The following is an 11971-nucleotide window of genomic DNA, read 5'->3' on the forward strand; positions in this document are numbered from 1 at the left end:
TCAAGATGAAATCTAGATTCGCTTTAGCCACTGCCGTATGCTTAACCAGTTTATTATGGTGTGCCACTGCTTGGGCAATGACATTGCAACAAGCCAAAACGGCCAGACTAGTAGGTGAGCAAACAAACGGTTATTTAGGTGTTGTCATTCCATCAAAAGAAACACAACAGCTAGTACTCACGGTTAATACCAAACGCAAACACTATTATCAACTCATCGCTGAGAGAAATAAAATTAGCCTAGATAAAATTGCCACTCTTGCAGCTCAAAAAGCGATTGAAGCAGCAGAACCTGGGCATATGATCCAAACGCCACAAGGGCAATGGCTAAAAAAATAACCACGAGAGTTGCCTCTACGTGGTTATGTCTATGTCTATGTCTATGTCTATATCTATATCTAACAAACCATTACATGGTCGCCATAACCCAATAATCTAAGCGCTTCTGTGGGTCTGTGACAATCGATTTGCAAGAGTCTTTGTATTTTGACATCAATGCGCCTAAGTTATTCGACCCAGCTAATTTATCAATTTGCTTTTGTTTAGCAGCAACAACATCTTTTTCAACTTGCTCAGGGGCACGGTACTTACCCGCTATCGCCACGGCATCAATTGCGGAGGTTTTTAAACGATCACCCACCGCTTTCATTTGTGGGGCATTCATCGCAGCAATCGCTTCCGAGCTAATTTGATAATACGCTGCACATTCAAGTAGTTCATCAGTGAATGCTTTTTCTGCAGCATCTTCTGCGTGTGCAGTTACACTCATGCATATAGCCGACACAGTAAAAACCCACATAGCAGATTTGTTCATGGTTGTTTCCCTTCGTTTTTAGAAATTTGGAGATAAAGTTAACGATTGATAATGCGCTAAACGAGATGTTAAAAATTGTTCAACTTGAGGCCATTCGGTTTCAATAATCGAAAACACCACAGTGTCACGAATAGTCCCGTCAGCTTGAATTTTATGATTGCGTATAATGCCATCTTGCTTAGCACCCAACCGTGCGATAGCGTTTCGAGAGGCATGATTATGCCAATGCGTCCTGAATTCGACCGCGATAGCATCTAAGGTATTAAATGCATAGCGGAGTAATAATAACTTGGACTCAGTATTAATAGCACTACGTTGATAAGATTTAGCGTACCAAGTGTAGCCTATTTCGAGTCTACGATTAGGTTGGTCCCTGTGGCAAATTCGAGTACAACCAATAATATTGCCAGAGACTTTATCACGCACCGCAAACGCGACCGCTTCGCCTTTGTTTTCACAAGCTAAAGCATGCTCGACATACGCTTTCATACCATCGGCATTAGGAATTTGCGTAAACCATAATGTCCACAAATCGCCATCACTGGCAGCCACAGTTAATCCAGGAACGTGATCGAAAGACAGTGGCTCTAGGATAACATGTTCGCCCATTAAGCAATCTTGTCTATTAATCCAGCTCAAATTAACGCTCCTTATAGTAAAAGGTTACATTACCTTAACTGCATATAGATTTACAGCCAGCAACTACAATGTTTTTATCTATCGCGTAAAAACATTGTTTTGCTGTTGCTACAACCAATCACTAAAGACGGATCCCTTACCAACGGTAGAATTAAAAACCGTGATTCGCGTTACTCACCCTAAACCAGCCGGCAATACTATTACGGGTTTTTGTGGTCGGCCTGACTTCATGCGGAAAGCGTTCACTTAAAAACAATACCAAGGTACCAATTTTAGGATTAACGACTTCTAAAGGTGCATCAAACTCATCATAAATGATCAATTCGCCACCATCGCTGTCTTGCCAATCTGGATTCAAGAAAAATACTGTCGATAAAATACGATTTTGGCTGCCATGCAGCGCATCAACATGTTTTTTATAAAAAGCACCAGGCTCATAAACAGCATAGTGACTTTCAAAGTCAAACAGCCCCATAAACAAACGACGATTTAGCCCGTCTTTCAATTGGCTCATAATCGATAAATATTCACGGTCGGTATGATCTTGATTGTCTAACCAGCTAATTTTATCCGAGCGAATTTCAGTATTGATTTGTTGTTCAATCCCTCGACCGATGGCGGCTTTTTTAAAATCAATATCTTGCTGAGCTTGCACTTTTTCAAGCAAGGCTAAACTTACATAATCAGGAATGATATCAGATAAAAGGATATACCCTTTATCGACTAACGCATCTGCGATCACATCCAGCATTGCTTCACTTACTTGCGAAACCATATATGCCACATCCAACAGAAAGACTACGCTTTTTACTTTACTCAAGGGCACAGAAAGGAAATTAAGGGCCTGATTTTCGAGGGGGCGTCATTACAAAGTATGATTGCCATACCTTGGTTATTTTCGGCGATTTTATAGAATAAAACAGCCATGAACAACATTTATTAAAATCATTATAATTCATAAACTTAAACCAAGCTAACACACAGTACCAGGTAAACCTAATGGTTAAATTTGACTATGTGTTAATACGGTCTCGGTTGAATCATCGCTATGACTATCATCAAGCTTTTGTGCTTCACAGGCTGCAACATGGCTTTGTTGCATTTTTAAGGCGAGATATAAATCTGAACGAATGGTAATACCCTCTTCGCCAGACACCATATCAGTTTGTTCAAACCAACTAATTAACTGCCGCTTACGCCCTGCCAATACTAAACTGACACCACGCTTTCTTAATAACACATCGATGTCGGTCAGCATTGCCATTACGCTTAGATCTAAATGAGTAAAGCAAGGTACCGCATCTATAATCACACATTCGACCGTTTCAAGTTGGTTCTGCCGAGCAAAGCGTTCAAGTAGACGGCGCTTAAAATAGGTGGCATTAAAATAGGTCAACGGAGAATTGAACCGATAAATAAATACACCAGGTACCGATGAGGCTTTGTCGCTGCTATCTAAGCTGCGAATAATGCCTTTAGCATCCAGTCCCAACACTTGATCCGTCGGTCGCATAACCGTACGAAGAAACTGAAACAATCCTAATAACACTGCAAGGGTGATCCCAGGGATCACGCCAATAAAAAGTACTGCGAGGAAAGTGGTTAAAGCTAAATAAAAGGCTTGGCGATCACGTAAACGTAAGCCCCAAATCGCTTTTAAGTCGATAAGGTGCACAGAGGCAATCACTAACACTACCCCGAGCGCTGCGCTGGGAATAAATTCTAACGGCGCGGTTAAAAACACCGCCACTACGGCGATTAACACCGCAGCAATTACCGATACTAACTGAGTTTTGCCGCCGTTAGCATCGTTCACCGCAGTACGAGAATCTGCACCACTCACGGCAAAACCTTGCGATAATGCGGAAGCAATATTGGCTAAGCCTAAGGCTTTAAACTCTTTGTCGGCATCAATGTCGTAACCATTTTTAGCAGCAAAACTGCGTGCGGTCAGCATCATACTCACAAAACTGACCATGGCTAAGTTGAGTGCCGGCATCACTAATTCACGCGCAATACCTATGTTAAACACAGGAGCTTGAAATGATGGCAAACCACCTGCCACGCTACCAATAACCGCCACATCATAATCGGTTAAATGAAAAGCCCACACCAATGCACCACCGACTGCAATAGCAAACATTGATGCTGGCCATGTCGGTTTTAACCGCTTCATCACAAAATAAACAACCACAGTGAGAATGGCCATCATCAATGTCGGTATGTGAGTTTGTGATAAATAACTTGGCGCACCGCCTAGGCGTTCAAGCAAGTATTTTTCATCAAAGGTAAAACCGAATATTTTTGAGAATTGCCCCACAATAATGGTAATGGCGACACCGTTAAGCAGCCCCATCAGAATGGGTTTGGATAAGAAATCGGCTAACACGCCTAATTTAAATCGACTTGCAATCAAGCACCAAAACCCTGTCATCACGGTCATGGTCATCACTAATTGCCAATGTTTTAGGCTATCGCCGGCCGCTAGAGGGGTCACAACGGCGGCAATTACCGCACATGTTGCAGCATCAGGGCCAACGATTAGTTGTCTTGAGGTGCCAAATAAGGCGTAGATGAGCATCGGCAACACGCATGAATACAAACCTACAGCTGCATTCACGCCCGTTAACTGCGCATACGCAATTGCCACGGGTAAAGCGACTGCAGCAACAGATAATCCAGCACGAACATCATCTTTAAGCCAGCTTCGCTCGTAACGAGAAAAGGTTTCTAAACCAGGCATAAATCCATATAACCGACTCAGTAACACAACAACCTCAATAATAATAAAGCAGGTTGTTATCATAGTTTTATTTCAAATTAATTACGACATATTCACCAACGATAAATAAAATTTCATCCAATAAAAAACGCCAAGCGAGTTAGACTTGGCGTTTTGAGTTACTAATTTGTGGCTAATATAAAATAGCCGTAATGATACAGAAGTAGCGATATCGTTACTGTAAACGTAATTGATATACCACAGTGGTGCCGCTGACTTCATTACCAATTAACAATAATGGCAATCCGGTAGGGCTGTATTGACTAGCAATAAACTTCATCCCCTCAGGACCTAAATCACCCGCTAAAGAGGCATCACCTTCTACTTCGCCGGTGTCGGTATCAATGGCAAAGTCGGCATCAAAATTACGATTACGAACATAATCGACAAACGATACGGCAAAAGGGTTAGTAATGTCGTAGATCATAAAACCACCGGTGCGTTCTAAACCAATAAAGGCATAAGTATGTGAACCTATTTGGCCAATAGCTAATGCCTCTGGCTCCGGGCCTTTGTCGTCGCTGCGGCTATCACCTTTGTTTTCATCGTTGTTGTTATTGAAGTTCATCGCTAATAACGCCGCGGTAATACGCTCGAAATCACTGCCACTGTCAAAAACTTGTTGCCCCTCTGCAGTCCAAATCGAAAATGAACGGCCACCGTAAGCGACTATTTTATCCATTAAGCCATCATTATTCTCATCGCCCATACTCGTGGTGACTTTTAAGCGCCCAAGTTGAGTTTTATCTTGTGCGGCAGCAAACTGCGGATGGTTAGGGTCTAAATTCAAATCTTCAGCTCGAGCTTCTTCAGAAAAACCGTCATAGTCGCGGGCATCACCTTCGTTGGCCGTTACGATAAAATCAGTATTATTCCATCGATAACTAGCAATAGTATCAGGCTGATACATACCATAAACACCTTCATAAGCTTGTAAATTTATGGCATCGTCTTTGTCACTGGCATCAATTTTATTAGCGTCTAAACCAAAATCTTTAAGCCCTAATGCAATAATACGCTTTACCGTTGCTGTTGCTATATCAATCACAGCAATAGCATTGTTTTCTTGTAAACTGACATACGCAAATTGACTGTCAGCTGACACTGAAATGTACTCAGGCTCTAAATCTTGCGCCACACTCGCGCCAGGACCATTAATTTTAATCAATGGATTAAGCTCTGAATTACGCGTACCACCAATATTAAAATCCTTAAAATCAATGACAGTTGCCGTGGTTGCGGGCACACCACCCACAATGGCAATTAACGCAACAGAACCTTCAGGGTCAACATCATAAGCGCTATTAGGCTCACCTTCATCGGCAACTAACAACACTCTACCGTCAGGGCTAAAAGTGACATTATCAGGTAATGCACCCACCTCAACAAACGACAAATAAACGGGTAACGCGCTTTCAGATAATCGATAGAACGCCACTATACCATTACCTTGAGTAGCGTTACCTAACGCATCGCCTCGCTCAACGGCTGCCGCTAACAAATTACCCGAGACACTGACACTGTTCACGGCGCCCAGTAAGGTTAACCCGGTATCGACGCTAATATTCAATTCGGTCTTTTTGGCAATATTATTTAAACTGTAGCCTGCTTCATCTTGAACGGCTGTTTGAGTTAATGTCGATAAATCGAGTACATCTACTTTGCCACTTTGAGCATTCACCACAAATGCGCTCTGACTCAACGGATGATAATCGACAATTTCTGCAGCACTTAAGCCATAAACACCAGACTGATAACGCCCCACTAAATCAACTGCCAAAGTATTTTGGGTAACATTACAAATCGTTTGAGTTTGGTTGCTATCAACCTCACTCATCTCTAATACACCGTTACTATTAGTGTCTAATCCAGTGTCAATTTGCTGACCACCAAACGCGCACTGATCATGACCTACAGCAAGAGGGGTTACACTAACCAAAGCAGATAAACCATTATTACCACTGGCTCCGTCTACGCCACTATCACCCTTTGAGCCCATTTGGCCGTCATCGCCATCGCACGCTGTTAGTAGCATGGTGGTCATTATTGCAGACACTAGGGGCTGTTGATCTTTCACATTGGCAGCCAAATTATAGAGCAAGCTAGAGCCAGCAGGCTTTCAAAATTAATTTTCAATTTATCATAGCGGGTCGCTATCGCTCTAAAATGCTTAAGCCGAGCAAAAGCATTTTCAACTAAATGCCGATATTTGTATAAACACCAATCGATATCGCCATTTCCTTGCTTCGAATTTTGTCTTCTAGGGATCACTGGCTTTGAACCACATTCACGCACTTTATCTCTAATCGCTTCACTGTCGTAGCCTTTGTCTGCAATAATAAAATGACTTTGTGGCAACAGTTCAATAAGGGCATTAGCTGCTTTACTATCATGAACTTCTCCACCTGTAACAATGAATTCTATCGGTAAACCATAGCTATCTACCGCGAGATGGATTTTGCTTGTATTACCACCACGACTTAGCCCAATTGCTTGATTTTCATCAGATGATGCACCTGAACTGTGTTGATGTGCTTTTACATAACTTCCATCAATAAATTCCCATTCAGTATCACTATTAGTCGATAATGTTTTGAACAGCCTGAGTAAAATACCTTTTCTTGACCACAGTAAAAAACGACGGTAAATGGTATTCCATAAGCCAAAATATTCAGGTAAATCTCGCCAAGGGCAGCCGACACGCAATCGGTAAAGGATCCCTTCCATCGTAAATCGATGCTCTTGCTTGTTATAAACTCTATCATCAAGCAGAATAGCTTTTAGCTTCGACCACATCTCATCAGTGAGCATTAATCGGGGCATGGTAATCTCGTTGTATTTGTTTTTGGCGAAGTGAATTATACGAGATTACCTTCTTCGCACAAAATTCAAACAAAGATCAACAGCCCCTAGCAGTGCCGTTTTTCCTTGAACAAAGCGCATCATAAACTAAAGTTCCGAATAGAGGTTGGTAATCTAAAGCGAATAATCTAATCAAAAACAATGAAGCTTTAATGACAATAATGTTGCATTTATGTGCCATCAATAAAAATCAATATAATGAAAATGTAAGCACAATCTGTACATATTATTCATTACAAAATCAGCCGCAGTAAATGTCTAATATCGTGGTAAACTAGCGTTGATTAAATTAGCATCGTCTGCAACACCTAAAGCACATGAGGTTCACGTGGTATCGCCATCAAAATTCGACTCGTCTCCAGTCTCTGCGGGTATTCCCCACTTAGCGATGCTAATCCCTATGCTTGCCGCTATTGTCGCCATTACGCCTTTAGCCATAGACATGTACTTACCGGCAATGTCCATGCTGGCATTAGGTTTTGAGACCGACATCACCACAGTACAACAGTCACTCAGTATTTATCTTGCAGGTTATGCCTTAGGCATGCTGATTTTTGGCCCCCTTGCCGATAAAATTGGTCGTCGACCACTGGTGATTTTTGGGTTATTAGGTTTCACCATTATCAGCTTGTTAATTGCACTTAGTACCAGTATTGAACAGTTTTTAATATTGCGTTTTGCACAAGCTCTCATTGGCGCAGCTGCCACGGTTGTGGTACCGGGTTATATTAAAGAGATCTATGGCGACAACACCGCCAAAGGTATGTCTTATGTAAGCCTTATCATGATGCTAGCACCATTACTTGCCCCTACTTTGGGCAGTTTAATTATGGAGCTCGGTGATTGGCATCTTATCTTTTTAAGCCAAAGTTGTTATGCCATCACGTTATTGGTATTAGTATTATTTAAACTAAAAATGCCCAGCGATAAAGATCTTGGCAGTCGCAGTCAAAAGACATTTTTAGGCGGTTACTACACAGTCTTTGCTCGCAATGGCGTCAAACTGAATTTATCCAGCGGTGTATTAACGTCATTTGCTTTCTTTTGTTACTTAACCGCTTCGCCATTTATTTACATGGAAGTGTTTAATTTAGATAAATCGCTGTTTGCGATTTTATTTAGCACCAATGTGGGAGCCTTGATGCTCGCCAATATTGTTAACTCTAGAGTGGTAACCCGATTCGGATCTAAACGGATGTTACACGTAGCAACATTCTTCGGCGTCATTGCCGCAACCGGCCTACTAGCGGTTAATTTACTTGATTTAAGTTATCATTTTACCGTGTTAATGCTTATCCCTTTAATGGGTTCGCTCGGGGTCATGTCGGTCAATGCAGACGCCATTGTATTAATGAAGTTCAAGCAAGAAACCGGCACCGCAACTGCCGTCATTGGTACGCTAAGATTTGGTTTTGGTGCAGTAGCGGGGCCACTGTTGGCGTACTTTTATGATGGTACTGCCGTGCCCTTTTCAGCGCTGATGCTTGGCGCAATATTGCTAGTCGGATTATGTCAGTTTTTTCAAAGTACCTTACCTAAAACTGAATAACGCAAAATATTTCTGAAATAACATTATGCAGAGGCCACTATTTTAGTGGTCTTTTTATTGCCTTATTATTGGTGATAGACACTATCAATCCCCTTTCGCCGAGCAAATAGCAGCACTTAAACATCAAACTCATCACAACAACCAAAAACAGCCCATAAACATGAAATGATTTCAACCTTGAAAAATAATTAACTAAAGGGGTTGCAGTAAAAATAAATTTACATAAGATGGAGGCTAGTTACTTGTTCAGTAACAATGAAACCAGCCATTGAATATTGCGACAGCAATTTCAATCTTCGAGTTTGGATTATCCTTCAAACTTATTTTTTAAAACGATTACCGTCGTTGTATACAAGATACTGTTTACCATACGGTAACTTAACAAGGATTCATTTCATGGAAAAGCTTTCTGGCGCGAGTATGATCGTGCGCTCATTAATAGATGAAGGTGTCAGCCATATCTTCGGTTATCCCGGTGGTTCGGTATTAGACATCTATGATTCTCTGCATAAAATATCTGGTATTGAACACATCCTAGTTCGTCATGAACAAGCCGCTGTGCACATGGCTGATGGTTATGCCCGTGCAACTGGCAAAGTTGGCGTCGTGTTAGTCACTTCAGGCCCTGGTGCTACCAATGCTATTACTGGTATTGCCACTGCTTACATGGATTCAATCCCACTGGTTGTGTTGTCTGGTCAAGTGCCGAGTAATTTGATTGGTAATGATGCCTTCCAAGAATGCGACATGATTGGTATTTCACGCCCTATCGTAAAGCACAGTTTTTTAATAACAGACGCAAAAGACATTCCAGAAACGGTTAAAAAAGCCTTTTTCATTGCCGCTACCGGTCGCCCTGGCCCTGTGGTCATTGATTTGCCTAAAGACTGTTTAAGCCCAGATATACTGCATGATTATGTTTATCCGGACAGCGTTAAAATGCGTTCGTATAACCCCACTACATCGGGTCATAAAGGCCAAATTCGTCGCGGTTTACAAGCCCTGTTAGCGGCTAAAAAACCGGTATTATATGTCGGTGGTGGCGCGATTATTTCGGGTTGTGATGCACAAATACTTGCCCTTGCCGAACGTTTAAACATCCCTGTCGTGAGTACTTTGATGGGCTTAGGCGCGTTTCCTGGCACCCATAAGCAGAGTTTAGGCATGCTAGGAATGCATGGTTTATACGAAGCGAATATGGCAATGCACAACACCGATTTAATCTTTGGTATTGGGGTCCGTTTTGACGACCGCACCACCAACAATGTTGAAAAATATTGTCCTAACGCCACCATTTTACACATCGATATTGATCCATCTTCTATCTCTAAAACGGTTCGGGTCGATATTCCAATTGTTGGCTCTGCCGACAATATTTTAGACGGCATGTTAGATCTACTTGATGAATCCAAGGACACCAATGATGCTACTGCTATGGCAGCATGGTGGAGCGACATTGAAATTTGGCGTTCACGAAAGAGCTTAGAGTTCGATCGCACTACAGATAGAATCAAACCACAGCAAGTTATTGAAACATTGTACAAACTCACCAATGGTGACGCTTATGTGGCGTCGGATGTCGGCCAACATCAAATGTTTGCCGCGTTATATTATCCGTTCGATAAACCACGCCGTTGGATTAACTCAGGTGGATTAGGCACCATGGGCTTTGGTTTACCTGCGGCAATGGGCGTTAAAATGGCGTTCCCTGAAGCGACTGTAGTGTGCGTTACGGGTGATGGTTCTATCCAAATGAATATTCAGGAGCTTTCAACGGCACTGCAATATGATACTCCGGTTAAAATTATCAACTTAAACAACCGCTTCCTTGGCATGGTGAAACAGTGGCAGGACATGATTTATTCAGGTCGTCATTCCCATTCTTATATGGATTCTGTGCCTAACTTTGCCAAAATTGCTGAAGCCTATGGCCATGTGGGAATGAACATTAATCATCCAGATGAATTAGAATCTAAGCTGGCTGAAGCCTTGGCGATGAAAGACAAGTTAGTGTTTGTTGATATCAGCGTAGACGAGACTGAACATGTGTACCCAATGCTGATTCGCGGCGGCGCGATGAACGAAATGTGGCTAAGCAAAACGGAGAAAAGCTAATGCGTCGTATTATTTCTGTATTACTTGAAAACCAACCAGGCGCTTTGTCACGAGTGGTGGGATTATTTTCTCAACGCGGTTACAACATCGAAAGCTTAACCGTTGCGCCGACTGAAGATGTGACCTTGTCACGCTTAAATATTACCGTGATTGCTGATGCCAATATTCTTGAGCAAATTGAAAAACAATTGCATAAGCTTATCGATATTTTGAAAGTGGCTAACATTACCGAGTCGGCCTATATTGAACGTGAAATTGCCTTAGTTAAAGTGAAAGCTCAAGGCGATCAACGCGAAGAAGTCAAACGCACTGCGGATATTTTTCGTGGCCAAATCGTTGATGTTACCGCCAATATTTATACGATCCAAATGGTCGGAACCAGCGATAAAATTGATGCGTTTATCCATGCGATCACCGATATGACCAAAGTGATTGAAATATCGCGTTCTGGTGTGGTTGGTTTAGCCCGAGGTGAAAAATCAATGAGAGCCTAATTACAGGTTGTCTGACACAAAAAAGCAGAGTCCTATTGGGCTCTGCTTTTTTATTGCAATTAAGACAAGTGGCCATAAATAGCTAACTCACACTGTATCGCGGTTTTGTATCGATTGGTTTAGCTTCAACAATATAGCGATATTCGGCATTGCCACTCAGTTGGTCAAACGGATAACAGGTTATCAAGGTTAAATGACTTTCTGCTGTGGGAGCCAGCACATCTAAGTCGGTTTCATGCACCACATGGGTGGTAGTAATTTGATATAACACTCGCTCACCTGCAGTGCTATAAAGTTCAATCATGTCGCCAACCTTAACGTATTGTAAACGCATAAAATGACTGTCTCGATGGCCGGCAATTATCATATTGCCCTGCTCACCCAACGCCGCCCCCGCTAACATTAACCCAGGGCCAAAGGCTAAATTACGCCCAGAGGCCCCCGCTAATACGTACAAGTCACTGCCTAAAGGTTGCAAGCTATCATTGTGTTGTTGCAACACACGCATCTTAGCTACCGGGTGAGTGTCTGCCCAAGACCAGGGTTTATGTGGTTGGCTATCTGCCAAGGTTTTTTCAAAAGCCCGTTCAATTAAAAACTGGGCAAAATGGGCTTTAGCTTGCATATAACCTCCCTGTAATAATAATGCACATCCCAGTACGCTTAGAAGCACAATCACAATCCAATGCTTGGTCGGTGATATTGTTCGCTGCATAT

The 11971-nt window shown here is 42.2% G+C and carries 11 protein-coding genes; 4 read left to right on the forward strand and 7 right to left on the reverse strand.

Going from position 1 to position 11971, the window contains the following annotated elements:
- Positions 1-5 precede the first annotated feature (5 nt).
- On the forward strand, positions 6-338 hold the full coding sequence (locus HNW13_RS21540; RefSeq protein ID WP_182744849.1) for a YdbL family protein: 333 nt from the start codon (positions 6-8) through the stop codon (positions 336-338).
- 70 nt (positions 339-408) lie between these two features.
- On the opposite strand, the gene HNW13_RS21545 is transcribed toward HNW13_RS21540, so the two are convergent.
- From HNW13_RS21545 to HNW13_RS21570, 6 genes are all read right to left on the reverse strand, one after another.
- Positions 409-798, reverse strand: coding sequence for a hypothetical protein (locus HNW13_RS21545; protein WP_242445178.1), 390 nt, complete (start codon positions 796-798; stop codon positions 409-411).
- Positions 799-831: 33 nt separating this feature from the next.
- On the reverse strand, positions 832-1422 hold the full coding sequence (locus HNW13_RS21550) for a GNAT family N-acetyltransferase (protein WP_192116149.1): 591 nt from the start codon (positions 1420-1422) through the stop codon (positions 832-834).
- Positions 1423-1603: 181 nt separating this feature from the next.
- A complete protein-coding gene (locus tag HNW13_RS21555) occupies positions 1604-2227 on the reverse strand; it encodes a 2OG-Fe(II) oxygenase (protein ID WP_182744848.1) in 624 nt (207 codons plus the stop codon).
- Between the two features lie 228 nt (positions 2228-2455).
- A complete protein-coding gene (locus HNW13_RS21560) occupies positions 2456-4195 on the reverse strand; it encodes a SulP family inorganic anion transporter (RefSeq protein ID WP_182744869.1) in 1740 nt (579 codons plus the stop codon).
- Between the two features lie 214 nt (positions 4196-4409).
- Positions 4410-6311: a choice-of-anchor I family protein gene (locus tag HNW13_RS21565; protein ID WP_192116107.1), complete on the reverse strand. Its 1902-nt coding sequence runs from the start codon at positions 6309-6311 to the stop codon at positions 4410-4412.
- Positions 6308-7057, reverse strand: coding sequence for an IS5 family transposase (locus tag HNW13_RS21570; protein WP_124011573.1), 750 nt, complete (start codon positions 7055-7057; stop codon positions 6308-6310). Before HNW13_RS21570 ends, HNW13_RS21565 begins: the two co-directional genes overlap by 4 nt.
- Before the next feature lie 427 nt (positions 7058-7484).
- Here HNW13_RS21570 and HNW13_RS21575 point away from each other — a divergent pair, with 427 nt between their 5' ends.
- The 3 genes from HNW13_RS21575 to ilvN all read left to right on the forward strand — a co-directional run bounded on the left by HNW13_RS21575 (position 7485) and on the right by ilvN (position 11254).
- Positions 7485-8645 (forward strand): multidrug effflux MFS transporter, encoded by a 1161-nt coding sequence (locus tag HNW13_RS21575; RefSeq protein ID WP_182744867.1) that lies wholly within the window; start codon positions 7485-7487, stop codon positions 8643-8645.
- Between the two features lie 396 nt (positions 8646-9041).
- On the forward strand, positions 9042-10760 hold the full coding sequence (locus HNW13_RS21580) for an acetolactate synthase 3 large subunit (RefSeq protein ID WP_101087533.1): 1719 nt from the start codon (positions 9042-9044) through the stop codon (positions 10758-10760).
- The gene (ilvN, locus tag HNW13_RS21585; protein WP_101087532.1) at positions 10760-11254 is read left to right on the forward strand and encodes an acetolactate synthase small subunit; all 495 of its coding nucleotides are present in this window, start codon (positions 10760-10762) and stop codon (positions 11252-11254) included. Before HNW13_RS21580 ends, ilvN begins: the two co-directional genes overlap by 1 nt.
- A gap of 82 nt (positions 11255-11336) precedes the next feature.
- Here the strand turns inward: ilvN and HNW13_RS21590 are convergent, their stop codons facing one another.
- A complete protein-coding gene (locus tag HNW13_RS21590) occupies positions 11337-11969 on the reverse strand; it encodes a class GN sortase (RefSeq protein WP_101087531.1) in 633 nt (210 codons plus the stop codon).
- Positions 11970-11971 lie beyond the last annotated feature (2 nt).

This window comes from Shewanella sp. BF02_Schw (genome assembly GCF_014596695.2).
Lineage (GTDB): Bacteria > Pseudomonadota > Gammaproteobacteria > Enterobacterales > Shewanellaceae > Shewanella.